Here is a 25,571-nt window from a genome sequence, read left to right on the forward strand (position 1 = left end):
TCAGCCCGGCTCCCCCGGCGACGCGGCCGCCCGCCAGCGGCCGGGCAGCAGGCTGCGCGGGTCGCGCCCGCCCAGCAGCTCGGCCGGTAGCCCCGGGGCGACGATCCGGCCGACCGCCACCACCGCGACCAGCGCGGCGGCCAGCCCCAGCGCCAGCAGCAGCGGGTCGGGCGCGTCGGCGAGCGGGAAGCGGACCGCCGCGGCCCCCGCCGCCGCCGCCAGCGCGATCGCCACCGGCGCCCGCAGCGCCGCGGCCAGCGCTCCCGGACCAACCCCGGTCAGCGAGCGGATCCAGACCAGGTAGAAGGCGGTGTGGAGCAGGCTGACGCCGGTCCCGGCCCAGGCCACCGCCCGCAGCCCGGAGTCCGAGGCCAGCACCATCGCGCCGTAGAGCAGCGGCACGTGGACGAGGTTGATCGCCACCATCGTCCGCTGGTGGCCGAGCGCCTTGGCCGCGTCGCCGAGCGGGAAGACCAGCGTCTGGACGGCGAGCATCGCGGCGACCGCTACCAGCAGCGGCGCGGCGGCCTGCCAGCGGTCGGAGAAGAGCGTGCCCACGATCGGGTCGGCGAGCACCATCAGCAGCGCCGCCACCGGCAGCGTGTAGAGCGACAGGTAGCGGCAGAGCTGGACGGTCGCGTCCTGCAACCCCCGCGCCCGCTGCCGGGCCAGGGCCGGGAAGGCGACCCCGGAGACGGTCCAGGTGACGTTCGACAGCACCAGCTCGGGCAACCGGAAGGCCATCGCGTAGAGGCCGAGCGCGGTGCTGCCGAGGACGTTGCCGATCACCACCGCGTCGGCGCGGGTGGCGACCAGCGCGGTCACCTCGAGCACCGCCGCCGCGCCGCCGTAGCCGATCATCTCGCGCGCGATCCGGCGGTCGAAGGCCAGCCGCGGGCGGAACGGGGTCATCCGCCACTGCATCGCCACCCAGGCCGCCGTGCCGGCGAGCATCCCGACCACCAGCGCGGTCGCATCGCGCAGGATCACGGCCAGCACGATCGAGACCGCGGCCTGGACCGCCGACTGCGCGATCTGGGGCCGGATCCGGCGCGAGAACGCCATGTCGCGCAGCAGCAGCCCGTCGTGGACGTTGCCGAGCCCCATCAGCAGCAGGTTCAGCATCCCGAGCCGGAACAGCCCGGCGGCGTCGGGGCTGCCGAGGAACGACGCGATCGGCCCGGCCAGCACCAGCCCGACCGCGGTCAGGACGACGACCAGCGCGATGTTGAGCGTGAAGGCGACGTGGACCCGGTGGCTGATCCCCCGCTCCTGCTCGTAGACCACCGCGGCCTGCATCCCGAGGTCGCTGCCGAGCTGGAGGAAGGCCAGGAAGGTGACGACCGCGGCCAGGGTGCCGAACTCGTCGGGCGCCAGCAGCCGCGCCAGCACCAGGATCGAGACGAAGCCGAGCAGCTTGCTGCCGACCAGCGCCAGCACCGACCAGACCAGGCCGTGGCGCATGTCGCGACCGATCGACGGCGCGTCGTCGTCGACCTCCGCGGTCACGCGTCCGCGGGCGAGGTCGGGGTCGAAGCCGGCGGGCGGGTGGCGTGGCGCGACGCCACCAGCAGCGCCGGGCCGAGCGCCAGCAGGCCCCAGAAGAGCCGCTCGTTGGCGTTCGAGAGGAAGGTCGAGGCGGCGATCGCGCCGAGCTGGCCGGTCAGGACCATCTGGGCCAGGAACGCGAGGTCCGGTCGTCGCGCGCGGGCGAAGCGCTGGCCCGCCCGCCACGCCGAGATCAGGCAGGCGAGCAGCGCGGCGAGCAGCAGCAGCCCGCCGACGACGCCCGTCTCCGACAGCGCCTGCCACCAGATGCTGACCGCGAAGAGCGGCGTCGAGACGATGAAGTCGGCGTAGGTGACCAGGCCGGGCTGGTCACCGTAGCGGGGCAGGACGACCTGGAAGTTGCCGACGCCGACCCCGGTCAGCGGGTGCTCGGCGGTCACCCGCGAGGCCGCGTGCCAGACGTCGGAGCGGCCGGTGCCGCCGCGCGAGTCCGACGAGCTGAGCCGTTCGAAGGCGCCGGGCTGGGAGACGAACAGCATCGCCGCCACCGCCAGCCCGACCGCCAGGTAGCCGGTCACCTGCAGCCGCCGGCCGCGGCAGAGGACCGGGGCCGCGACCGCCACCACCAGCAGCGCCACGATCCCGCCCCGCGACTGGGTCGCCGCCAGCCCGTAGAGCAGCACCGGCAGCCCGGCCACGAGCGCGATCCGGAACGCGCGGCGGCGGGTCACCGCCAGCAGCCCGCCCGACAGCGCCAGCGCCGAGACGATCGTCGAGGCCAGGTAGTTGGGGTCGTTGTTGCCCAGCCACAGCCGCCCCTGCGACTCGCCCGGGCGGCCCGCGATCGGCAGGTAGGGCTGGTCGACGGTCCCGAGCGCGGTCGCGTAGAGGACCGCGACCACGACCCCGGCGACGTAGCCGGTGGCGATCGCGATCACCGCCCGCGCGCGGTCGTCGCTGGTGGCGATCACCGGCACGAAGGCCATCGCGATCGCGTACTGGATCAGCAGCGTGCGGGCCGGCGCCAGCTGCTCGGCCCAGAGCAGCGAGGCGGCCGTCCAGGCCAGCAGCAGCGCGGTCAGCCCGACCGCCCAGCGGGCCTCGCGCAGCGCCCGCCGGACGGCGGCCGGGTCGCGGGCGGCGCGGGCGATCCAGCAGAGCAGCACCAGCACGGTGGTGCCGGTCGGGCCGCCGTGGGTGCCGGGCGCGGCGGCCAGGCTCTGGACGGCCAGCCAGACCGCCAGCCCGAGCGGCAGGTCGAGGAAGGCCAGCAGCAGGAACCCGCCGCCGGCGAGCGCCCCGAGGCCGAGCATCGGGTCGTAGGCCACGAGCCCGCCGAGCGCCAGCGCGGCGAGTCCGATCGCCGCCGCCAGCAGCAGCGGGAACCGGCGGCCGTCGCCGCGGCCGAGCCCGGGCCGGACCCCGGCGAAGGCGAGCGCGCGCGCCATCAGCGGGCCCCGTTCCCGGTCGGGGCGCCGTCGGCGGCCAGGGCCTGGTCGTAGACCACGCGCAGCGCGTGGCCCCAGCGGGAGACCGAGAACCGCTGCTCGTAGCGGGCGCGGGCCGCCCGGCCCAGCCGCCGCAGCCCCTCGCGGTCGTCGAGCAGCCGGTTGACGGCGGCGGCCAGGTCGGCGGCCTGCGGCGGCGCGGGGATCGTCGCGCCGACCGTCTCGTCGACGACCTCGGGGATCCCGCCGACCGCGGTCGCGACCGCCGGCACCCCGGCGGCGAAGCCCTCGATGATCGACATCCCCAGCGCCTCGGCCCGCGACGGCTGGACCAGCAGGTCGACCGCGTCGAGCACCCGCATCACGTCCTGGCGGGTCCCGAGCAGGTGGACGACGCCGTCGCCGAGCTGGGCCGCGGCCCGTTCGAGCGCCGGCCGCTGGACCCCGTCGCCGGCCACGATCACCCGCAGCTCCGGGTGGCGGGCGCGGATCGCCGCCAGCGCGGCCGCGGTCACGTCGTGGCCCTTCTCCGGCCGCAGCATCGAGAGCACGCCGAGCACCGGCGCCGTCGGCGGGATCCCCAGCTCGCGCCGGATCACCGCCCCGGCCCCCGGCTCGGGCGCCCGGCCGACGGCGTTGTGGACGGCCACCACCCGCGCCGGGTCGACCGGCCAGCGCTCGAGGTAGGTGCGGCGGGCGGCCTCGGAGACGGTCACGATCCGGCGGCTGGCGCGGCGCCGGACCCGGGCCGAGAGGGCGCCGACCGCCCGCGTCCGCAGGCCGGGCAGGATCGCCGCCGAGTGCCAGGTCGAGACCGCCGGCAGGCCGAGCCGGCGCGCGGCCAGCCCGCCGAGCACGTCGGCGTAGTCGAGGTGGGTGTGGAGGACGTCGGGCCGGACCCGCTCCAGGTGCGCCTGGACCCGCGCGCGGTCGGCGCGGCCGATCAGGGTCGAGGTGCCCAGGTACTCCGGGGCGATCCCGGCGTCGACGATCCGGCGGCCGGCGCCGCCGTCGATGTGCTCGCGGCTGAGGCAGCCGACGGTCAGCCGGATCCCGACGCTCGGCGCGACCGCGGCCAGCTCGGCCAGCACCGCCTCGGCGCCGCCGAAGCCCAGGTAGTCGATCAGGGCGTGGACGTGCAGCTCGCGCGTCGCGATCGTCGCCTCAGCCACCACGACGGCCTCCCGCGCGCGCGGCCAGGGCCTCGCGGTAGACCGCCTCGACCTGGGGCACGATCGCGTCCCAGGTGAAGCGGGCGGCGAACCGCTCGCGCGCCGCCCGCGCCCGCGCGGCCGCGGCGGCCGGGTCGTCGATCGCCCGTCGCAGCGCGGCGGCCATCGCCTGGTCGTCGCCGCACGGCACCACCAGCGCGTGCTCGCCGTCGTCGACCAGCTCGCCGACGCCGCCCGGGTCGGTGGTCACGATCGGGGTCCCGGAGCGCATGTACTCGACCAGCGCCAGCGGCAGGTTCTCGACCTGCGAGGGCAGCAGCGCGACGTCGGCCGCGGCCAGCAGGTCGTCGACGTCGCCGCGGCGGCCGAGGAAGCGGACGCCGTCGCCGACGCCGGCCTCGGCAGCCAGCCGCTCGAGCGCCGGGCGGGTGCCGGCGGGATCCTGGACGGTGCCCGCCCCGGCCAGCGCCAGGACCGCCGTCGGGTGGTGCCGGCGCAACCGCGCCAGCGCCCGCACGGCGACCTCCTGGCCCTTCTCCGGCCGCAGCATCGCGACCACCACGATCAGCGGATCGCCGGCGGCCACGCCCAGCTCGGCCCGGACCGCGTCGCGGCGACCGTCGCCGTCGGCCGCCGCCGGCGGCGCGCCGTTCGGCACCACCCGCATCCGGGCGGCCGGGACCCCGTGGTGGGCGGCCATCTCGCGCGCCGACCACCGCGAGGGGACGATCACGCGGTCGGCGAAGCGGCCGACGATCCACGGGTTGACCAGCGCCTCGGCGCGGCCCTCGTCGCCGCGGGCGAAGCCGGAGTGCTCGTGCGCGACCCAGGCCCCGGCGCCCCCGCCGCCGCGCAGCCACGGACCCCAGAAGTTCGACCCGACCATGTGGGTGTGGACGACGTCGCAGCCGTTGCGCCGCATCGCGCCCAGCAGCGGTCGCCACTCCCCCACCCGCCGGGTCCGCGTGCGGCCCAGCGCCAGCACCCGGACCCCGCCGCGGCGCAGCTCCTCGACCGCCTCGGCGACCGCGTCGGAGGCCGGTCCGCGACCCATCCGCGAGGCCGCGATCGCGACCTCGTGGCGCTCCGCCAGCCGCAGCGCCAGTTCGACCGCCGCGCGCTCGGCGCCGCCGCCGACCAGGTGGTCGATCACGGCCAGCACGCGCAGCCGGCGAGCGTCCGGGAGCGTCGGGACCGCGGGCGCGGTTCGATCGTCGAGGAGAGGCACGGGAAGGCTCCGGACGGACCCACGCCCGGACCCGACCCAGGCGCCCCCGCCACCCCGGGAGGGTATCATCGAACCGCCCATGTATGCACTGTCAGCTAGGCCGGCCCCGAACCCACGAATCCCCAGTCCCCACCGGGGTTCCCGGGCCTGATCCGGCCGCTCTCGACGATGCGGATCCTGTTCCTCACGCCGCGCGCTCCGTGGCCCCCGACGCGCGGCGACCAGCTGCGCGCGCTGGAGCTCGCCCGGCAGCTCGGACGGCGGGCCTCGGTGACCCTCCTCTGCACCGGCGACCACGAGGCCCGCGCCCGGGTCGAGCCGCTGCCCGGGGTCGACGTCGTGGTCGTCCCGCGCTCGCCCTCGGGGACCCTGCTGGCCAACGCCACGACCGCCCCCTGCACCCCGCTCCAGGTGCGGGTCTACCAGGACCTGCGGCTGCGGCGGGTGATCGCCCAGACGATCGACGAGCTGCGGCCCGACGTGGTCCACGCCCACATGGTGCGGATGGCGCCGTACCTGCCCGCCGGGCCCTGGCACCGGCACCTCGACGTGATGGACGCCTACTCCGTGAACATGGCCTCGCGGGCCGAGGCCAGCCGCGGTCCCGCCCGCGCCGTCTTCCGGCTCGAGTCGCGGCTGGTCGGCCGCTACGAGGCCGTCGCCGCCGCCCGCGCCGACACGATGTCGGTCGTCTCCGCCGCCGACCGCGACGACGTCCCCGCGCTGGCCGGCGCCGCCGTCGTGGCCAACGGGGTCGACCCCGACGCCGTCCCCTTCGCCGCCCCCGACGAGCGCCCGCCGGAGATCGTCTTCTTCGGCAACCTCGGCTACTTCCACAACGTCGAGCCGTCGCGCTGGCTGGCCGCCGAGGTGCTGCCGCTGGTCCGGCGCGAGCTGCCCGAGGCGCGGCTGCGGCTGGTCGGGATGCGGCCGGCGGCGGCGGTCGCCAAGCTCGCCGAGCTGCCCGGGGTCGACGTCGTCGGACCGGTCCCGCGGATGGTCGACGAGCTGCACCGGGCGGCCGTCGCGGCGATCCCGATGTTCACCGGCTCGGGGATCAAGAACAAGGTCCTGGAGGCGTTCAGCGCCGGCACCCCGCTGGTCGCCAACGCGCTCGCCGTCCAGGGGGTCGACGACGGCCGCCCCGGCGAGCACTACCTGGCCGCCGAGTCGCCGGCCGAGTTCGCCGACGCCTGCCTGGCGCTGCTGCGCGACGGCGCCCGCCGCCGGGCCCTGGCCGAGGCGGCGCGGGCGCTGGTCGTCGACCGCTACTCCTGGAGCGCGGCCGCCGATCGGCTGCTGGCGGTCTATGACGCCACCCCCTCGGGCTGAGCCAGCGGCGCGTCGGGATCGACCACCAGCGCGGCCATCGTCGCGCCGACCGTCCGCAGGTCGAACGCCGCCTCGACGTGCCGGCGCCCGGCCGCGGCCCGCGTGCGGGCGGCCGCCGGATCGGCCAGCAGCCGGGCCAGCGCGTCGCCGAGCGCGCGCGGGTCGGCCGGCTCGGCCAGCAGCCCGGTCTCGCCGTCGACGACCAGCTCCGGGATCCCCGAGAGTCGCGTCGTGACCGTCGGCAGCCCGACCGCCAGCGCCTCCATCAGCGCCACCGGCAGGCCCTCCATCTGGCCGTCGCGAGCGACCACGCTCGGCAGCACGAAGCCGTCGGCGGCCTCCAGCAGCTCGCGCACCCGCTGCTCCGGCTGGCCGCCGTGGAAGCGGACCCGCGCGGCCAGCCCGCGGGCCGCCGCGTCGGCCTCCAGCGTCGCCCGCAGCGGCCCGTCGCCGACCAGGTCGAGCTCGATCCGGGCCAGCTCGGGGCGGCCGTCGAGCGCCGCCAGCAGCACGGCGTGGCCCTTGTACTCCTGCAGGCTCGCGACGCACAGCAGCCGCACCGGGCCGGTCGCCGGCAGCGTCCGCGGGCGGAACGCGTAGGCCGTCGGATCGACGCCCATGTGGACGACCTCGATCCGGCGGGCGGCCGGCGCCACCTGGCGCAGCAGCCGCTGGTTGAAGCGCGAGATCGTCACCACCAGGTCGGCGTCCTCGACCTTGCGGCGGAGGAACGAGCGGTCGACGTAGAGGTCGTGGGCGTGGGCGGTGAAGCCGTACGGCAGCCCCGTCAGCCGCCGCACCAGCCAGGCGGTCAGGGCCGGGTAGGTGGCGTAGTGGGCGTGGACCCGCGCGACCCCCAGCCGTTGCATCGTCCGCGCGTGGTCGGCGGCCAGGACCGCGGTCGCCAGCGCCCGCAGCAGGTGCCGCGGCGAGCGCCGGTGGCCCCAGGCGATCGCCGCCAGCGAGCCGCCCAGCCGCAGCGGCCGCCGCAGCCCCCACCAGCCGAGCGCGGCGAGCCCGCGGACGGGGCGCCCGCGGTGCAGACGCGCGACCCACGGCGCGGCCCGCGGGTGCGCGACCGCGCCGTCCGGGACCCCGAAGAGCGAGAACAGCTCGATCGCGACCCCGGCCGCCGCGACCTCGTCGAGCTCGCGGACGATGAACGTCTCGGAGATCTGCGGGAACCGCGAGACGACGTAGGCGACCCGCATCGGCGCGCTAGGCCGTGCCGGACTTCCCACGCCGCGAGGAGCCGCCCGCGGGCTCCTCGGGATCGAAGTAGTACGAGGGCGGTGCGACCTCGTCGCCGCTGATGATCCAGCCGGTCGGGATCACGCTGCTGCGCTCCAGCAGCCCGGCCATCACCTCGAGCGCGCGCTGGTCGGTCCAACCGGGCCGGCCGACGAGCAGCACGTCGTCGGCGTGCTCGACGATCGCCAGCGCGTCGCCGACCTCGCCGAGCGGGGCGGTGTCCATGATCACGTAGTCGGCCAGCTGCTCGGCCTCGGCCAGGATCGCGTCGAGCCGCCGCGCCAGCACCGGCAGCAGCGCCACGTCGCCGGGCTGCCCGGCCGCGGGCACCACCCGCAGCGGCGCCAGCCGCGGGGCGGCGTGCAGCAGCTCGGCCAGCGGCGTCTCGCTCCCCAGCAGCGTCACCAGCCCGCGCGAGGCCTCCAGGCCCAGCTGCCGCTCGAGGTCGGGCTTGCGGAGGTCGAAGTCGATCACGATCACGCGGTGGCCGGCGCCGACCAGGGCGAAGGCCAGGTTGAGGACCGCGGTCGTCTTGCCGTCGCCGCTGCTGGCGCTGGTCAGCATCACGCTGCGGCAGCCGTTGCCGCGGCGCATGTCGAGCTGGATCTGGAGCGTCCGGAACGCCTCTCTGACCGCCGGTGGCACGTCGAGCCCGCGGCGTCCGCGGGGCAGCGGCGGGACCCGCGCCAGGACCGGGATCGGGATCTCGGCGATCAGCTCGCTGCGGTCGCCGACCCGGCGGTCGACCCGCTCCATCAGCAGCGCGGCGAGGCCGCCGAGGATCAGGCCGGCGATCAGCGCGACGGCCAGGGTCAGCGCCTTCGAGGCCCCGATCGGCGCCGTCGGCACCCGCGCGTCCTGGGCCAGCCCGATCGTCGGATCGCCGACCTTGCGCACGATCCCCAGCTGGACCCGGCGCGCCTGGGCGGTCGGGTCGGTGGCGGTGATCCCGGCCAGCGCCGCGTCGACCCGGGTCCGGACCAGCTGGTCGCGGAAGTCGAGCGCCGCGCGGGCGTAGGCGCTGGCCAGCTTCTGCGCCTGCTGCGGCGAGCTGGCCTGGGCCGTCACCGAGACCAGGTTGCTGGCCCCGAGCGGCTCGATCGTGATCGCGTCGGAGACGGCCGAGCCGTCGATCCCGCCGCCGATCCGGCGCGCGGCCTCGGCCGCGATCTGGGGCGACTTGATCACGCTGGCGGCGGTCTGGATCGTCCGCGACGGGTCGTTCGACTCGCGCAGGACGGGGATCGCCAGGAAGCTCGGATCGTCGGCCGAGACCGGCGTCACGATCAGGTCGGCCGAGGCCTCGTAGGAGGGCTCGCGCAGCGCCGAGACCAGCACCGCGACGCCGACCACGAGCACGACGACGGCGATCACGACCCAGAGCCGGTTGCGGAGCGCCTGGACCAGCGAGGTCAGCGACCCGTCCCGTGACGGATCGGGCGAGGCGGCGAAGGCGTCGTTCATCGGTCGGTTCCCCCCGGAAGCCGGCGGCCGGCGAGGGCGCGGCGGCGTCGATCAGTGTAGTCGCTGTACATCGGGTCGCGGCAGAGGCGGGTCAGGCCGGCGTGCGGCGGGTCGACGCGCTCCGCCGGACCAGCGCCGGCGGCGGCCACGGGACGGCGAAGACGGTGGGCAGGCCGACGATCGCGCGGACGTTGGTGGCGTCGCCGTCGATCGCCACCCGGCGGGCGTTGGCCGGATCCCAGGCCCCGCCGCCGGCCGGGCGCCCGTAGATGCTGTAGCCGACCAGGCCGAGCTCGCGGACGATCGCCGCCGTCTCGGGCCCGAACGCGGCCGGGCCGCCGACCGGGTAGGCGAAGGTCGTCGGCCGCTCCCCCAGCTCGTCGGCGATCCGCTCGACCCCGAGCGCGATCTCGCGCCGCTGCTCGGCGACCGGCAGCCGGCTGAGGATCGGGTGGCTGTCGGTGTGGCCGCCGATCGTCATCCCGGCGGCGGCCATCTCGCGGGCCATGTCCCAGGTCATCCAGTCGTCGTCGACCATGGCCGGGGTCAGCGGCTCGCGGCGCGAGCGCGCGGCGAGGTCGTCGAGGAAGCCGGCCTGCTGGTCGTGGCGGAGCGCCCCGTAGGCCGCCACCAGCTCGTCCTCCGGCAGCCGCTCGTCCTCCGGCAGTCCGCCGCCGAGCCACGCCACCTGGTCCCAGAAGGCGACCACCCGCCGGTCGATGATCCCCGACGGCAGGAAGAAGGCCGCCGGCATCCCGCGGGCGCGGAGGGCGGGGAACATCACCGCGTAGGAGTCGACGTAGCAGTCGTCGACGGTGATCGCGACCCGCCGGCCGCGGACGCCGTGGTAGCGCGGCACGTCCTCGATCGGCACCACCTCGCAGTGCTCGGCGAGCACGTCGAGCTGGGCCGCGAAGCCGGCCGGATCGGTGCTCCAGACGCCGCGGAACGCCCGCGGGCCCGGCGCCTCGACGACCCGGTGGTAGGCCAGCACCAGCACCCCGCGCCAGCCGCGCCCGCGCCGCAGCAGCGCCGGCAGCAGGCCGGCGCGGTCGAGCGCCGGCGCCAGCGCGCGCCGCGGGTGGACCAGCCTCATCGCCGGCTCCCGGCCGCGCTCCCGGCCGGCCGGGTGGGGGTGGCGACGGGTATCGGTCGGGACAAGGGCTGTGGCGGGGACGGCTACGAGTGCCCCCGGCGCAGGCGGTTGCGGAGCCGGATCAGCCGCACAGCGGTGACCTTCGCCGAGTCGGCCAGCGCGCTCTCGCCGGGATTCCTGGGATCGTGACCACGCGACCGCAGCCGGTGGTTCATCGCCCAGATCGCACTGTAGCGCTCTGTTTGCCGTGTACGCCAGGTGACCGAGAGCGAGATCGACACCTCGCTGCCGTTCTGGACCCAGTGGGGCGCGTTCGGCGGCACGTAGACGCCGTCGCCCGGCTGCAGCTCGAAGACCTGCTCGTCGGTCGGCGTGGCCTCGATGTTGCGGTGGGCGCCGGAGTAGTAGCGCTCCAGCTCGCGGGTCCGGACGGCGTCGTCGGCGAAGCGGCCGACGTGCATCGCCTTGCTGCCGCGCACCTGGAGCAGGAAGTTCTGCTCCGGGTCGATGTGGGCCGGGGTCACGGCGCCGGGACCGGAGACGAAGACGAACGCCTCGCGCATGTGGGTCGTCTCCTCGCCCGGAGGCACGGCGGCGCCGGCCTCGTCGAGGACGCGGTCGAGCAGCGCCCGGTAGGCCGGGTCGCGCTGCACGTGCTTGAGCACCATCCAGCAGCCGTTGTCGGCGATGTCGGCCAGCACCTGGGCCGGGTCGAGCTCGATCCGCGGCGCGACGCCGCCCGGGTTCGAGACCGGCACGTCGCCGATGTTGTGCTCGACCAGGTCGGCGGGATGGCGGGCGGCCAGGGCCACCAGCGACTCCAGCCGCAGCAGGTCGTGACCGTCGAGGTCGTGGGCGACGGCCAGCGGCTGCTGGCCGTAGGCGCCGTGGAAGCGCGAGGACGGGATGGTGATCAACGGGTGGCCCCCAGGGCGACGGTCGGTCGTAGGACTCCGACGACCATCGTGGCGGTGCCGGCGCGGCAACTGCATCGGACGACCGAACGATCAGGTGGTGGATCGGGCCCCGTCCGGACGGGGGTGGCGGCGCTCCACCGATCGGCGGAGCCGGACCGTGGCGACGCGCCAATCGCCCGCTGGGACGGCGAACCGGGGGTACGCTCCCGCCCGATGCGCGTCCTTCACCTGTCGGCCTACGGCGGCCCCTACCCCGGATCGTTCGTGCCGATGATCCGGGCCGCGGCGCGCGCGGTCGAGCAGCGCGGCTGGCGGTTCGAGGCCGGGTTCACGCCCGAGGCCGACGACCGTCCCTGGTACCGCGAGCTGCAGCGCGACGGCTTCGCCGCCTGGACCGCCGAGGCGCGCCCGCGACGGGCCGCCGGCCGCGCCCTGGCCGCGCGCCTGGCCGAGCCGGGGCCGCTGCTGCTCCACAGCCACTTCTCGCGCTGGGACGTCCCCGCGGTGCTGGCCGCCGGCCGCCGGCCGCAGACGGCGATCGTCTGGCACGTCCACACGCCGCTCCACGAGCAGCCGCTGATGCGGGCCCGCAACGCCGCGCTGCTGCACGGCCCGGGCCGGGCCGTCGACCGGCTGCTGTCGGTCGGACCCGAGATCGACGAGCAGCTGCGCCGCCGGCGGGCGCTGCGGTCGCGGGTGACGCTGCTGCCGAACGGGATCGACACCGCCGCCTTCGCGCCCCCGTCGGCGGCCGAGCGGCAGGCGGCCCGCGCCGCCCTCGGCGTGCCCGGGGAGCAGCCGCTGGCGCTGTTCCTCGGCTGGGACTGGGAGCGCAAGGGCGGCCGGCTGCTGCTGGAGGCGGTCGCCGAGCTGCGGGGCCGCGGCCGGCCGCTCGTCGCCGCCGTCGTCGGGGCCGCCGACGAGGCCCGCCGGACCGCCGCCGAGCTGGGCGTCGCCGAGGCCCTGACGGTGGTCGAGCCGACCGACCGGATCCGCGACCTCTACGCCGCCGCCGACCTGCTGGCCGCCCCGAGCGCCGCCGAGGGGATGCCGTTCGCCGTCCTCGAGGCGCTCTCGTGCGGGCTGCCGGTGGTCGCCTCCGACATCCCCAGCCACCGCGTGACCGCCGACGGGCTGCCGGCCTGCCTGATCGTCGACCGCCGGCCGGCCGCGCTGGCCGGCGGCCTCGAAGAGGTCCTGGCGTGGAGCCCGCAGCAGCGGGCCGAGCGGACCGCCCGCACCCGCGAGGGCGTGGTCGCGCGCCGCTCGCTCGACGCCTGGTCGGCCGCGCTGCTCGACGTCTACGACGAGCTGGCCCCAGATGGCCAGCCGCGGCGCCGGCGGGCCTGAGCGCGCGGCCGGTCAGCCGCCGCGGAGCCGCGCGTCGGCGCGCATCTCGCTCAGCATCCGCTCCAGCCGCGGCTCGGTGGTCGTGTCGACGTGGCGCATCGCGGCGGCGACGGTCGGGTGGACCTCGCCGATCAGCCGCTGCATCTCGTGCGCGACCGCGCGGTAGGAGGGGTGGCCCTCGCGGCCGGAGCGCAGCTCGATCAGCTGCATCGCCGCGCGGGCGTTGAGGTCGAGCACGTAGCGGATCCGGTAGCCGAGGGCGACCGCGTAGGAGGCCTCGCGCGGGCGGCCGGCGTCGACCAGCGCCTGCCATGCCTCGGCCGACCGCGCCAGCGCCCGCCGGTAGTCGTCGCCGCCGCCGGCCCGCTCGACCTCGTCCGGCACCTCGGCGCCCAGCTCCGGGGTCAGCCGCTGCCACTGGACGGTCAGCATCCGGTGCCGCTGGAGGTCGCGGAAGGCGCCGTAGTCGCTGACGACCTCGAACCGGTAGCGCAGCCGCTCGAGCCCGCGGCCGGGGCGATGGCGGCGGTTCTCGCGCTCGCCGACCAGGTCGGCCAGCAGCCGCGCGCGCTCCTCCCCCGCCAGCCCGGCGACGGCGGCGCGGGCGGCGCCCTCGTCGACCGCGGCCGCCTCGTAGAGCAGCCCGGCCAGCAGGTCGTCCTCGTCGCCGTCGACGTGCACCAGCCGCACCGACGGCCCGGCGACCGCCGCCTCAGCCGTCGCGCGGTCGAGGCCCAGCCGCCCCGCCCAGCGGTCGGCCGCGGCCTCGCGCTGCTGCAGGTACTCGACCCAGCGGCCGCCGCGGTCGGGCCGCTCGACCCGGCTGACGAAGCTCGGGGTGACCGCCTGGACCGCGTCGAGGATCCAGCGGCCGTACTGGCGGGCCTCCGGCAGCGGGTGGCCCAGCAGGTGCAGGATCAGCTGCTCGTAGGTCTGGCCCGAGGCGTAGATCCCGACGTGGCTGAGGGTCGAGGCCGGCAGCAGCCCGCGCAGCAGGTCGAGCGCCTTGGCCCGGATCGCCCGCTCGTGGACCCCCGCCGGCGTGCCGTCGGCGGCCGGATAGGCCTCGGCGCACCAGGCCGTCACCCGCGGCAGCAGGTCGCCGTAGATCGCGAACAGGTCGTCCATCGCCGCCGCGTAGCCCGGCCCGAGATCGCCGTCGCGGTAGTAGCGGTAGCCGCCGCCGGGCATCGGCGCGTCGTAGGCGATGTAGCGCGTCGACTGCTCCAGGTAGGCGCCGATCCGCGGCCGCTGGAGGATCTTCGTCAGCACGTTCGAGCACCACTCGGCGGCCACGTGGAGCCCGCCGAGCTGGGCGACCGAGTCGTCGCCGAAGCCGAGGAAGATCCGGTCGTAGAGCTCGCTCGCCCGCTGGCCCTCGCCGCTGTCCCAGGCCGCCGCCCCGGCGCCCGCGGGCAGCGAGTCGGCGAACTCGTCGAGGAACAGCCGCCGCAGCGTGCCGGGGTAGCGGCTGTAGCGGGCGAAGAGCGCGCCCTTGACCGTCTCCGGCAGGTTGACCAGCCCGAAGACCGGCCGTTCCAGGTCGGTGACGTGCGGCGCGACGCGCGCCCGCTCGTCGTCGGTCAGGTCGTCGACGGGGTAACGCACGGGTCGGCCACCGTAGCGCGCTCGACGGTCGGAACGGCGGTCCGTGGATTTCACGCTGGATCTCCGGATGAGCTGCGGCTATCGTTCGCGTGGACGGTGCAAACAGTCACCGTCGGGATCCCCCCGTCCCGAGGCCGGCGTACTCCGCCGCTCGCCCCACCCCTGGCGCCTGCGCGCCGCCCCCGCACCCCGATGCTCGACAGCGGCTCCGCCGATCCCCGTACTCCGACGCTGGTCGCCGCGCCCGCCCCCGCGCCGCCGCCGATCACCGTCGTCCTCGCCGACGACTACCCCCGCTACCGCGACGGGATCGCCCGCGCGATCGCCCGCCGGCCGCCGCTCTCGCTGGTGGCCGAGGTCGAGGACGGGATCTCGGCCCTGGAGGCGATCCTGCGATTGCGTCCCGACGTCGCCCTGCTCGACATGCGGATGCCGGGGATGACCGGGCTCGAGGTGGTCGACGCGCTGCGCAGCCGCGGCGACGCCCCGGCGACCCGGCTGGTGCTGATGACGGCCGACGTCGACGACGACCACGGCCAGGCCCTGGTCGCCGCCGGCGGCGACCTGCTGCTCGACAAGTCGATGACCCGGGCAGCGGTCTGCGCGGCGCTGCTCGACGTCGCTCGTCCGCCGGCCGACGCCTAGGTTCGCGCCTGCTCGACGCGGCCGCCGTGCAGCAGCAGCGCGACGGCCAGCAGCAGCGCGATCAGCCCGCCGACCAGCAGCACCGTCCGCGACGGCCCGCCGCCGTCGCCGCCGCCGGCCGCCGTCGCCGACGGCTGGTCGGCCACGTCCGGGCCGCTCCCGCTCCCGCCCCCGTCGCCGCCCGAGGCGCCGCCCGCCGGCACCTGGGCCGCCAGCCGGTCGTCGGCCGGCTCGCGGTCGCCGGCGGCACCGGTCCGGTCACGGCCGCCGTCGCGGGCCGGGCGGCGGACGATCGGCGGCGCGTCGGCCAGCGTCGTGCGGCCGCCCGCGACCGCTCCGGCGACGCCGGCCGTGCCGCCGTCGCCCAGGTCGCAGCCGTTGGCCGGCGGCAGCACGCCGACCGCACCGGTCTCCGCGTAGCCGACCGCGGTCGGCCCGCCGGCGACCCGCGCGTGGGCCGCTGAGCAGGACTCGTCCGCCGCGTGAGCGCCGACCGGGGCCAGCAGCGGGCCGGCGCCGAGCAGCACCACCACCAGTGCCGTCCGCCGTCGCCACCGGCGACCGCGGGAACGCGGTCGGCGGACATCGGTCCGATGGGGGACCGACGACGGGGTGGCCGCAGCGAACGACACTGACGTCGATCGTCGCGGCCGCGCCGACCCGCCGCCATCGTCCGACCGGGGGGTCGCGACGGTGAACGTCGACCCCCCGGCCGACCCGTCGCCTCCTCCGATCGGGGGACCCGCGGCGCTACTCCAGCAATCCGCGGCGCATCGCCTCGGCGACCGCCGCCGCCCGCTCCGGCACGCCGAGCTTCTCGTAGACGTTCTGGGTGTGGCTCTTGACCGTCGCCACCCCGATCTGCAGCTCCTTGGCGATCGCGGGGCCGGAGAGGCCGTCGGCGATCAGCCGCAGCACCTGCCGCTCGCGCGGGGAGAGGATCGGCCGCTCCTCGTGCTCGCGGCCGCGGACCTCGGACGCCAGCACCGCCTGGACCGCCGAGGAGAAGACCGTCCCGCCACGGGCGATCGCCGCCACCGCGTCGGCGACCTCGTCGCGGTTGGACTCCTTGGCCAGGTAGCCGTCGACCCCCAGCCGGACCGCCTCGAAGACCAGGTCGCCGGAGGTCTCGCCGGAGAGGATCATCGCCTTCACCGGCAGCTCGTGGCGGCGGATCGCGCCGAGGATCTCGAGCCCGGTCATCCGCGGCAGCCGCATGTCGAGGATCGCCACGTCGGGGCGCAGCTCCTGGATCTGCTCCCAGGCCGTCCGGCCGTCGTCGCTGCTGCCCACGATCTGCAGGTCCGCGCGACCGCCGAGCGTGCGGACCAGGCCCTCGAGGTAGATCGGATGGTCCTCGGCCACGTAGACCGTCGTGCGTGAGGAAGCCATGGGCGGGAATCTACGCCGGCCGGAGGGACGCCGTCAGCTCGCGGTCGCCGGCGCTCACGGCGCGAGCGGCCGCAGCCGCTGCTCCTGGGCCGCCGCCAGCCGCCGCTCGATCGCGTCGGGCGCGACCGGCCGCCCGTCGCGGAGCTCGCCCAGGACCGGCTGGCGGGGGTTGAGGGCGATCGCCCGCGCGGCCTCGCGGCGGGCCCCGCGACGGTCGCCGCGCTGCGCCAGCGCCATCGCCAGTTCGGCCCGCGCGAACCAGTCGTCGGGCACCCGCCCGAGCGCCCGCCGCAGGTCGCGCTCCCAGCCGTCCGCGTCGCCGCGCCGCCGGCGCAGGACCGCGCGGCTGGTCAGCGGATCGGCGTCGAGCGGGTCGAGCGCCGCCGCCCGGCCGAAGAGCGCGATCGCCCGCTCCGGCTGGCGGAAGGCGAGCGCCGTCGCCCGCCGCTCCCAGTGCGAGGCCAGCGCCAGCGGCAGCAGCAGCACGGCGGCGACCAGCACCGCCGTCAGCCGCCGCCCGATCGCCGGCCAGCGGAGCCGCGGCCCCGGCGGCAGCGGCGGCCCGTCGGCGACCGTCCGCGCGGCGACCGCCAGCAGCGCGAAGGCCAGCAGCGTCAGGGCCGGGAACTCCCACAGCCAGTCGCCGAGCCCGTGCACGAACCAGGCCAGGAAGCCCGCCACCGCCGCCGCCACCACCGCCCGGCCCTCGGGCCCGGCGCGGCGGCGGGCGACCGCGACCGCCCGTCCGAGCCCGCCGAGCAGCGCCGCCCAGAGCGCCAACCCGACCGCCCCGAGCCCGGCCAGCACGCCGAGCGGCAGGCTGTGGGCGTAGACCGGCGCCTCGTCGCCGTGGCGGTCGCGCAGGTAGGCGACGGCGATGTTCTCCGCCCCGTCGCCGGTCAGCGGCCGGGCGGCGAAGCGGTCGAGGGCGACCCGGTAGAAGTCGTAGCGCGAGGAGCCGAGCGAGCCGAGCCGGCTGCCGGTCGCGGGCATCTCGCGGTAGCCGCCGTCGCGGAAGCTGCGCCAGCGGTCGCCGCCCCAGGCCACCGGGTCGCCGATCGCGACCAGCGCCGCCGACGCCAGCACGACCGCGATCGTCGCCGCCGCCGCGGTCCGCAGCCGCGGGTGGGCCAGCCGCCGCCGCAGCGCCCGCGGCAGCCGGCCGCGGGCCCGCTGCCCGCCGGCGACCACGGTCGCCGCCACCAGCGCGGCGGCGGCGATCGCCAGCACCGCCGCGTCGAGCCGCGAGCGCAGGTCGGGGATCGACGACGCCGAGCGGACGTCGAAGGCGACCATGGCCAGCGGCAGCGCCAGCAGCGTCACCCCCGCGATCAGCGCCAGCGGAGCGGCCCGCGGGCGGACCAGCAGCAGGTAGGCGACGGCGGTCAAGGCGAGCGTCAGGAGCGCCCCGCGGCTCTGGGTCAGCAGCGTCGCCCCGACCAGCACCACGACCGCCGCGGCCGCCGCCGGGCGCCCGCGGCGCGGCCCGTGGCACGCGCGGTCGACCAGCGGCCAGATCCCCAGCAGCCACAGGTTGGCCGTCGCGTTGACGTAGCCGAGCGGCGCGGTCAGGCGGCCGTCGACCACCAGCGCGCCGGGATCCCCGGCCAGCGCCGTCCGCAGCAGCGTCGCCACGGCCAGCAGCGCGATCCCGCCGCCGACCAGCGCCAGCAGCGAGCGCGCCGCCGCGACCGGCCACGGCACCCGCAGCACCAGCGCCAGGCCGACGCCGTAGAGGACGGTCCGAGCCGTCGCCTCGAGCGCCCGCGCCGGGACCGTCGCCCAGGCGATCGAGAGCGCGCTCCAGGCGGCCAGCGCGACCGTCGCCGCCAGCGCGACTCGGGCGCTGCGCGGCAGCGGCGCCGCCGACCCGCTCGGCCAGGCCAGCAGCGCGACGGCGACGACCGCCATCGGGTAGGCGTGGGCGCCGGCGAAGCCACCGTCCCGGAGCGCCAGCAGCAGCGCCAGCACCACCAGCAGCAGCGGCGCGACGTGGACCGGATCGGGGGCGGGCAGGGCGTCGACGATCCGCGCGACGGGTCGTCGTCGGCGGCGGTGGACGGAGCTGGGAAGCGCCACGAACCCCCGAGTCTGCGCGCTGGGGCGGCGGGCGACCATCCCCCGGTGGGCGGAGCGCGAGGGGGATATCCGTCCGCCGACCCCGCACCCGGGGGTCGGCGCGGGCGTAGCATGCGCCCAAGGTGACCAGGTGGACGGTCTCGTGGGGGCGCTCTCGCCCGCTGACGATCCTGGTGGCGCTCGCCGTCGGACTGGTGGCCGCCGCGATCGTCGCGGTCGCGCCGCTGCGGGCCGCCGGCGCCCCCTGGCGGCCGTCGCTCGCCCTCCGGGCCGGCACCCTCGGCCTGGCCGGCGCCGCCACCACCGCCGCCGCCGCGACGTCGAGCGACCGCCGCCCGGCCCTCGACCGCGACTTCGAGGACCGTCGGCGCGGCGGCTGGTCGCTGCCCCGCGGCCGCGGGACGACGACCGTCGCCACCACCGTCGGCCACCGCGGCCGGGCCTCGCTGGCTGTCCCCGTCCGCGGCAGCGGCGGCGTCCGGCTGGCCAACGCCTCGCTGGCCGTCCGGCGGCTGGCCGCCGGCAACCGGGTCACGGCCTGGCTGCGGACCCCGGCGGGGTTCGCCGGCCGGCTGCGCCCCTACGTCCGCGCCCGCGGCGGTGGCCTCCGCGCCCGCTCGCTCGCCGTCCGCCCCGGACGCTGGCAACCGATCGCCTGGACGGTGCCGTCGGGGCGTGGCGTCAGCGCGCTCGGGATCGAGATCCGGCCGGCCGCCGGCTGGCGGGGCACGATCCACCTCGACGACGTCCGGGCCGCCGCCGGCACCCGCCGCGCCGTCGCCGACCCGGTCGTCGCGGGACCAGCGCCGGACGGCCCGACCGGCCCCTGGACGCTGGTCTTCCGCGACGAGTTCTCCGGCCGCGCGCTCGACGACCGCGTCTGGGGCCGCTGCGCCAACGGCGACTGCCGCGGCTACGACAACGACTGGGGCAGCTGCACCGCCGCCGACAACGTGACCGTGGCCGACGGCGTCGCGCGGCTGCGGGCGTCGCGCAACCCGACCGGCGCCAGCTGCCTGGCCCACGACCGCGACAACCCGCGCTGGACCGCGGCCGACTACGTCCGCTACGCCCCGCCCTTCCTCGGGGCCGCGATCGAGACCCGCACCGGCGTCGTCGCCGGCCTCGACGCCGGCTTCCCGGGCTACCTGGAGGCGCGCGTGCGGATGCCCCGCGGCGCGGCCCGCAACAGCAGCTTCTGGACCACCTTCCCGCGGCGGCCGGGACGCCCGAACTGGCCGCCGGAGATCGACGTGATCGAGCAGTTCGGCGACGGCCGCGCCGACACCGCCGACCTGACCTACCACTGGTGCCGTCCCGGCCAGTGGAACGCTGAGGGCTGGTGCACCGTCGAGTACGGCGACAGCCAGTGCTTCGCCGGCCCCGGCACCTGCACGCGAGCCCGCCAGCGCGACGCCGTCCGCGACTTCGCCTCGGAGTTCCACACGGTCGGGATCGAGGTCACCGCGGCCGCGATGACCTGGTACTACGACGGCCGCCCGGTCGCCCGCTTCGCCCACGCGCGGCTGATCGAGCAGGTGCTCCAGCGACCGCTCCAGGTGCACCTGACGGCGCTGCTGCGCTACATGGAGGCCGGCCGCCCCAACGGCGCGCCGCTGCCCGACGCGACGACCCTCGCCACCACGCTCGACGCCGACTACGTGCGCTTCTGGCGGCGGCCCTGAGCGGACCGCCGCCGGCGGGGCCTAGAGCAGGCCCGGCAGCGTGCGGCCGACGGCCTCGACCGTGTCCATCAGCGGCCCGGGCAGGATCCCGAGCACCACCACCGCGGCGCCGGCGACGGCGGCCACGAAGCTGACGGGCAGCCGCGGACCGTCGGCGACGACCGGCGCGCGGACGCCGCTGACGGCGTCGCCGGCGGGGTCGGCCCCGGCCAGCTGCGGCGTCTCGCGGACGGCCAGCGCCCCGGCGGCCGCCTCGTCCTCGGCCGGCTGCTCGGCCCAGACCCGCGCGATCAGCCGCAGGTAGTAGGCGAACGAGATCATCGAGCCGATCACCAGCACCACGGCCAGCCAGGCGTAGTCGCCGTCGACCGCCGCCTCGATCAGCCGCAGCTTGGCCACGAAGCCGACCGTCGCCGGGACGCCGGCCAGGCCCAGCAGCGAGAGCGTCAGCGCGACCGCGTGCAGCGGCCGCCGCCGGCCGAGGCCGACGAACGCCTGCTGGTGGTCGCTGCCGCTGTCGCGCTCGACCGCGGTCACGACGGCGAACGCCGCCGCGGTCATCACCAGGTAGGCGAGCACGTAGAAGACGGTCGCCTCGGCCCCGAGCGGGCTCGCCACGACCACGCCGACCAGCATGTAGCCGGCCTGGGCGACGGAGGAGAAGGCCAGCAGCCGCTTGACCGAGCCCTGGCCGAGCGCGCCGACGTTGCCGACGATCATCGCGATCGCGGCCAGCGCCGCCAGCGCCGGGCCCCAGACGCTGGAGACCCCCGGCAGCGCGACGTCGAAGAGCCGGATCATCGCGATCAGGGTCGCGACCTTGGTGGCCGTGGCCATGAAGGCGGTGACCGAGGTCGGCGCGCCCTCGTAGACGTCGGGCGTCCACTGGTGGAAGGGCGCGACCGAGGCCTTGAAGCAGAGGCCGACGACGACCATCGCGACGCCGCCGAGCAGCAGCGGGTCGCTGCGCAGGTCGCCGTTGCCGATCTCCTGGGCGATCGCCGCGTAGTCGGTGAAGCCGGTCGCGCCGTAGATCAGCGCGAAGCCGTAGAGCAGCGTCGCCGACCCGACCGAGCCGACGATCAGGTACTTGAGGCCCGACTCCAACGAGCGGCGGCGGTAGAGCTCGGTCGCCGCCAGCACGTAGAGCGGCACCGACAGCAGCTCGAGGCCGAGGAAGGTGGTGATCAGGTTCTGGGCGCCGGCGAACAGCGCCATGCCGGCGGCCGAGACCAGCAGCAGGGCGTGGAACTCGCCGTGGGCCGCCTCGCGCGGGGCGGTCGCCCCGACGGCCAGCAGCACCGCGGCGATGCCGGCGACGCCGACCCCGATCGTGCCGATCAGGGCCAGCGGGTCGAGCGCCAGCGCGCCGGAGATCAGGCTGCCACGCTCGTCCCACTGCCAGACGGCCAGGCCGACCGCGGCCGCGAAGGCGACGATGCTGAGGAACGGCACCGCCCGCTCGCGGGCGAAGCGCGAGCGGAGCAGGCCCACGAGCAGGACGGCGACGGCGCCGGCGAACAGCGCCAGCACCGGCGAGAAGCCGGCCCAGTCGATGTGCGGGGCCTTGACGGCGGCGGAGACGGTGGCGCTCATCGGCCCGCTCCCGGAGTCGTGGGGACAGCTTCGGCGGCGCCCGGGTCGACCGGCTGGCCGGTGGTCGGGTCGATCGGCACGTCGCCCTCCGGCGCCCCGGGCTGCGGCTCGGGGGTCGCCGGATCGCCGCTCGTGGCGGCGCCCTGGCCGGGCGTCTCGCCGAGGATCGCCCGCGCGTCGCCGCCGGTCCGGGCGTCGTCGGCCAGCATCCGCTGCGCGGCGGCCGGATCGGCGGCGACCGCGGCGCCGAGCACCGAGCGGGTGGCCGCCTGCTCGCCGGCGTGGATCGTCTTCTGCGGGTAGGCGGCCAGGGCCACGATCAGCAGCACCGGGATCGCCATCAGCAGCAGCTCGGCCGGCCGCAGCTCGCGGCTGACGACCCGCGGCCCGACCCGGTTGTGGGTGGTGCGGATGAACAGCCGCAGCGCGTAGACCGCCGCCAGCGCGACGCCGATCGAGGCGACCACGGCGAGCGCGATCGAGGCGCCCTCCCAGGTGCCGCGCAGGATCAGGAACTCGCCGACGAAGTTGGCGCTGCCGGGCATCGCCAGCACCGCGTAGGTGACGATCACGAACAGGACCGCGAAGATCGGCGCGCGGAAGGCCACGCCGCCCATGTCGCGGATGTCCTCCGATCCACCGGCCCGCGCGGCCAGGATCCCGACCGCGAGGAACGCCGGCAGCACGACCAGCCCGTGGTTGACCGACTGCAGCAGCGCGCCGCTGGCGCCGTCGGTCCGGAAGCTGAAGACGCCGAGCGTGATGAAGCCGAGCTGGGCGACCGACGAGAACCCGAGCACCAGCCGGGCGTCGGTGGTGGTCAGCGCGATCGAGCTGGCGTAGAGGATCGAGATCACGGCGATGATCAGGACCACCCAGCGGAGGTCGGCCGCGCCCTGCGGCAGCAGCGGCAGCGCGACCCGCAGGAAGCCGTAGATCGCGACCTTGCTGAGCACGCCCGAGAAGACCGCCAGCACCGGCAGCGGCATCGCCTTGTAGCCGTCGCGCAGCCAGCCGTGGATCGGGAAGGCCGGCATCTTGACCAGGAAGGCCGCGGCGAAGCAGGCGAAGATCCAGCCCTGGCTGCCCTCGGGCACGCCGCGCGCCGCCAGGTCGGCGAACGAGAAGCTGACCGACTGGCCCTCGGGGGTCGCGAGCACGCCGGTGGCGATCGCGCCGACCAGCATCAGCAGCGAGCCGACGAGGGTGTAGACGACCATCTTGATGACGGCCTTGGTCCGCTCCTCCCCCTCGCCCCACTGGGCGGTGAGGAAGAAGAACGGGATCAGCATCAGGTCGAAGAAGGCGACGAACAGGATCAGGTCCTGCGCGATCAGCGCCCCGATGACGGCGGTCTGGGCCAGCCCGAGGTGGAAGTAGTACTGCTGCGGACGGTCGAGCGAGGCGGCGTCGTCCTTCAACGCGGACCACGCGATCGAGAAGGTGAAGCCGACGGCGGCCAGCAGCAGCAGCCAGACGTTGAGCCCGTCGATGCCCAGCTGGTAGTGGACGCCGAGGGCGCTGATCCAGTTCTCGTCGGTCGGGTGCTGGAGCCCCGGCTTGCCCGACTCGAAGTCGAACAGGTAGGCGACGACCAGGCCGAGCGTCAGCAGCGAGCCGCCGAGCGACAGCCAGCGGACGCTCTTGCCGGGCAGGAAGAGCCCGGCGATCGCGAACGCCAGCGGCAGCCAGAGGATGATCGAGAGGTGCGGCATCGGTCAGCTCTGGGCCAGGAAGTAGACGAGGACGACGATCAACCCGCTCAGCAGCAGCGCCGAGTACGACCGCAGGTAGCCCGACTGCAGCCGCCGCACCAGCGCCGACGCGCCGCGGGTCGCCCCGCTGGCGCCGCCGACGAAGGCGCCGCCGATCACCAGCCGCTCGAAGCTGTCGTGGGCGAAGCGGCCGAAGGCGCGGAAGGGCGTGACGATCAGGGCGTTGATCAGCTCGTCGAAGTACCACTTGTTGACGAACAGCCGGTGGATCGGCGCGAACCGCTCCTGCCAGCCGGCCGAGATCGCCGTCGGCGACTCGCCCCGCTCCAGCGGCTTGGCCCAGATCACGTAGGCGACGTAGATCCCGGCGACGCCGAGCAGGGTGCCCACCAGCAGCCCGATCGCCGTCAGGCCGTCGCCCGGGTGCGCGGTGTGCGCGCCTTCGAAGACCGGATCGAGGAAGTGCTCCAGCGGCGTCAGGATCCCGAACGGGATCCCCAGCAGGCCGCCGAGGACCGCCAGCACCGCCAGGCCGCCCATCGCGATCCGCATCGGCGTCGCCCGCTCGGCGATGTGGTGCTCCGGGCCGGGGAAGCCGACGTCGGTGTCCTCGATCTCGCCGTTGGCCGGGTTGCGGTGGACCTCGGCGTGGTGGAGGTGGCCCTCCTCCAGCTCCTTGGCCTCGGGACAGGGCTCGCCCCAGAAGGCCCGGAAGATCATCCGCCAGGTGTAGACCGCGGTCAGGAAGGCGCCGACGTAGCCGCCGACGACCAGGATCCAGTGCCAGCCGCCCTCGGCCGCCAGCACCGCCAGGATCTCGTCCTTCGAGAAGAAGCCGGAGAAGGGCGGAATCCCGGCCAGCGCCAGGCCGCCGATCACGAACGCGCCGAAGGTGAACGGCATCGCCTTGCGGAAGCCGCGCATCTTGTCGAGCGACTGCTCGCCGGCCATCGCGGCGATCAGCGAGCCGGCGGCCATGAACAGCAGCGCCTTGAAGAACGCGTGCGTCACCAGGTGGAACATGCCGGCGACGTAGGCCCCGGCCGAGACGCCCATGATCATGTAGCCGATCTGGGACATCGTCGAGTAGGCGATGACGCGCTTGAGGTCGGTCTGGGTGAGGCCGATCGTGCCGGCCACCAGCAGCGTCAGCAGGCCGATGATCGCCCCGACCGCCATCGCCGTTTCCGACAGCTGGAAGAGCGGGTGCAGGCGCGCGATCAGGTAGACGCCGGCGGTCACCATCGTCGCCGCGTGGATCAGCGAGGAGACCGGCGTCGGGCCCTCCATCGCGTCCGGCAGCCAGGTGTGCAGCGGCAGCTGGGCCGACTTGGCGAAGGCGCCGACCATGATCAGCAGCAGGCCCGCGGTCAGCGACCCGGTCGAGCCGCTGGCCGGGCCGAAGGTCTCCTCGGCCCGCGCGAAGGTCTCCAGGAAGTCGACCGTGTGGGTGTGGCGCAGCAGCAGGATCGCGCCGAGCACCAGCCCGATGTCGCCGACGACGTTGATCACGAACGCCTTGATGCCGGCGCTGGTCGCCGTGGTCCGGCGGTACCAGTAGCTGATCAGCATGTAGCTGGCCGCGCCGACGAAGGCCCAGCCGACGATCAGCAGCACGAAGTTGCTGGCCAGGACCAGCAGCAGCATCGAGAAGACGAAGAAGTTCAGGTACGAGAAGAAGCGCGCGTAGCCGGCGTCGCCGCGCATGTAGGCCAGCGAGTACAGGTGGATCAGCGTCGAGACGCCGGTCACCACCAGCAGCATCACGACCGACAGCGGGTCGACGAGGATCTCCATCCGCACATGGACCCCGCCGACCTGGGCGTAGTCCCACAGCTTGGAGGCGATCTGGCGGTGCTCCTCGTCCTTGCCCTGGAGCCCGATCAGGGCCAGCACGGAGAAGACGAAGCCGAGCCCGACGGTGGCGGTGCCGAGGATCCCGGCCGCGACGCCCTTCCAGGCGCGGAAGCCGAGCCCGAGGACGATCGCGCCGAACAGCGGCAGCGCGAGGACGATCCAGCCGGCGGCGGTCGGGCTCATCGGGCACCCCCGTTCGGGCCGGGGACGGGTGAAGTGACGACGGA

The 25,571-nt window shown here is 76.1% G+C and carries 19 protein-coding genes; 4 read left to right on the forward strand and 15 right to left on the reverse strand.

All coding sequences use genetic code 11. The features are described 5' to 3' along the window. From SH587_RS19290 to SH587_RS19305, 4 genes are read right to left on the reverse strand one after another with little or no spacing between them, the layout of a single operon-like run. Window positions 1-1,509 (reverse strand): oligosaccharide flippase family protein, encoded by a 1,509-nt coding sequence (locus SH587_RS19290; RefSeq protein ID WP_320672286.1) that lies wholly within the window; start codon window positions 1,507-1,509, stop codon window positions 1-3. After that, on the reverse strand, window positions 1,506-2,957 hold the full coding sequence (locus SH587_RS19295) for an O-antigen ligase family protein (RefSeq protein WP_320672287.1): 1,452 nt from the start codon (window positions 2,955-2,957) through the stop codon (window positions 1,506-1,508). The genes SH587_RS19290 and SH587_RS19295 overlap by 4 nt, the downstream gene beginning before the upstream one ends. Next, window positions 2,957-4,129 carry a glycosyltransferase family 4 protein gene (locus SH587_RS19300; RefSeq protein WP_320672288.1) on the reverse strand — a complete coding sequence of 391 codons (1,173 nt, stop codon included), beginning with the start codon at window positions 4,127-4,129 and terminating at the stop codon, window positions 2,957-2,959. Before SH587_RS19300 ends, SH587_RS19295 begins: the two co-directional genes overlap by 1 nt. Next, window positions 4,122-5,357: a glycosyltransferase family 4 protein gene (locus SH587_RS19305; protein ID WP_320672289.1), complete on the reverse strand. Its 1,236-nt coding sequence runs from the start codon at window positions 5,355-5,357 to the stop codon at window positions 4,122-4,124. The genes SH587_RS19300 and SH587_RS19305 overlap by 8 nt, the downstream gene beginning before the upstream one ends. 168 nt (window positions 5,358-5,525) lie before the next feature. On the opposite strand from SH587_RS19305, the gene SH587_RS19310 reads away from it, so the two are divergent. After that, window positions 5,526-6,689 (forward strand): glycosyltransferase family 4 protein, encoded by a 1,164-nt coding sequence (locus tag SH587_RS19310; protein WP_320672290.1) that lies wholly within the window; start codon window positions 5,526-5,528, stop codon window positions 6,687-6,689. On the opposite strand, the gene SH587_RS19315 is transcribed toward SH587_RS19310, so the two are convergent. The 4 genes from SH587_RS19315 to SH587_RS19330 all read right to left on the reverse strand — a co-directional run bounded on the left by SH587_RS19315 (window position 6,665) and on the right by SH587_RS19330 (window position 11,417). Beyond that, window positions 6,665-7,900, reverse strand: a complete 1,236-nt coding sequence (locus SH587_RS19315) for a glycosyltransferase (protein ID WP_320672291.1) — start codon at window positions 7,898-7,900, stop codon at window positions 6,665-6,667. The genes SH587_RS19310 and SH587_RS19315 overlap by 25 nt on opposite strands. Before the next feature lie 7 nt (window positions 7,901-7,907). Beyond that, the gene (locus SH587_RS19320; protein ID WP_320672292.1) at window positions 7,908-9,404 is read right to left on the reverse strand and encodes a tyrosine-protein kinase domain-containing protein; all 1,497 of its coding nucleotides are present in this window, start codon (window positions 9,402-9,404) and stop codon (window positions 7,908-7,910) included. Window positions 9,405-9,495: 91 nt separating this feature from the next. After that, window positions 9,496-10,500, reverse strand: a complete 1,005-nt coding sequence (locus tag SH587_RS19325) for a polysaccharide deacetylase family protein (RefSeq protein ID WP_320672293.1) — start codon at window positions 10,498-10,500, stop codon at window positions 9,496-9,498. An 83-nt stretch (window positions 10,501-10,583) separates the two neighbouring features. Next, the gene (locus SH587_RS19330; RefSeq protein WP_320672294.1) at window positions 10,584-11,417 is read right to left on the reverse strand and encodes a JmjC domain-containing protein; all 834 of its coding nucleotides are present in this window, start codon (window positions 11,415-11,417) and stop codon (window positions 10,584-10,586) included. 213 nt (window positions 11,418-11,630) lie between these two features. On the opposite strand from SH587_RS19330, the gene SH587_RS19335 reads away from it, so the two are divergent. After that, entirely contained in the window at window positions 11,631-12,767 is a 1,137-nt protein-coding gene (locus SH587_RS19335; RefSeq protein ID WP_320672295.1) for a glycosyltransferase family 4 protein, read from the forward strand. A gap of 12 nt (window positions 12,768-12,779) precedes the next feature. Here SH587_RS19335 and SH587_RS19340 read toward each other — a convergent pair whose 3' ends face one another. Further along, the gene (locus tag SH587_RS19340; protein WP_320672296.1) at window positions 12,780-14,375 is read right to left on the reverse strand and encodes an FAD-dependent thymidylate synthase; all 1,596 of its coding nucleotides are present in this window, start codon (window positions 14,373-14,375) and stop codon (window positions 12,780-12,782) included. Between the two features lie 192 nt (window positions 14,376-14,567). Here SH587_RS19340 and SH587_RS19345 point away from each other — a divergent pair, with 192 nt between their 5' ends. Further along, window positions 14,568-15,020: a response regulator gene (locus SH587_RS19345; protein ID WP_320672297.1), complete on the forward strand. Its 453-nt coding sequence runs from the start codon at window positions 14,568-14,570 to the stop codon at window positions 15,018-15,020. Here the strand turns inward: SH587_RS19345 and SH587_RS19350 are convergent. The 3 genes from SH587_RS19350 to SH587_RS19360 form a co-directional block, all read right to left on the reverse strand. After that, window positions 15,017-15,553, reverse strand: a complete 537-nt coding sequence (locus SH587_RS19350) for a hypothetical protein (protein WP_320672298.1) — start codon at window positions 15,551-15,553, stop codon at window positions 15,017-15,019. The genes SH587_RS19345 and SH587_RS19350 overlap by 4 nt on opposite strands. Before the next feature lie 217 nt (window positions 15,554-15,770). After that, window positions 15,771-16,412, reverse strand: a complete 642-nt coding sequence (locus SH587_RS19355) for a response regulator (protein ID WP_320672299.1) — start codon at window positions 16,410-16,412, stop codon at window positions 15,771-15,773. Between the two features lie 54 nt (window positions 16,413-16,466). After that, entirely contained in the window at window positions 16,467-18,491 is a 2,025-nt protein-coding gene (locus SH587_RS19360; protein WP_320672300.1) for an O-antigen ligase family protein, read from the reverse strand. 122 nt (window positions 18,492-18,613) lie between these two features. On the opposite strand from SH587_RS19360, the gene SH587_RS19365 reads away from it, so the two are divergent. Continuing rightward, entirely contained in the window at window positions 18,614-20,176 is a 1,563-nt protein-coding gene (locus tag SH587_RS19365) for a glycoside hydrolase family 16 protein (protein WP_320672301.1), read from the forward strand. A gap of 21 nt (window positions 20,177-20,197) precedes the next feature. Here SH587_RS19365 and SH587_RS19370 read toward each other — a convergent pair whose 3' ends face one another. From SH587_RS19370 to nuoL, 3 genes are read right to left on the reverse strand one after another with little or no spacing between them, the layout of a single operon-like run. Further along, window positions 20,198-21,772, reverse strand: coding sequence for an NADH-quinone oxidoreductase subunit N (locus SH587_RS19370; RefSeq protein WP_320672302.1), 1,575 nt, complete (start codon window positions 21,770-21,772; stop codon window positions 20,198-20,200). After that, window positions 21,769-23,487 (reverse strand): complex I subunit 4 family protein, encoded by a 1,719-nt coding sequence (locus SH587_RS19375; protein ID WP_320672303.1) that lies wholly within the window; start codon window positions 23,485-23,487, stop codon window positions 21,769-21,771. The genes SH587_RS19370 and SH587_RS19375 overlap by 4 nt, the downstream gene beginning before the upstream one ends. A gap of 3 nt (window positions 23,488-23,490) precedes the next feature. Then, on the reverse strand, window positions 23,491-25,527 hold the full coding sequence (gene nuoL / locus SH587_RS19380; RefSeq protein ID WP_320672304.1) for an NADH-quinone oxidoreductase subunit L: 2,037 nt from the start codon (window positions 25,525-25,527) through the stop codon (window positions 23,491-23,493). Window positions 25,528-25,571: the final 44 nt, after the last annotated feature.

Source organism: Patulibacter defluvii (assembly GCF_034096925.1).
Lineage (GTDB): Bacteria > Actinomycetota > Thermoleophilia > Solirubrobacterales > Solirubrobacteraceae > Patulibacter > Patulibacter defluvii.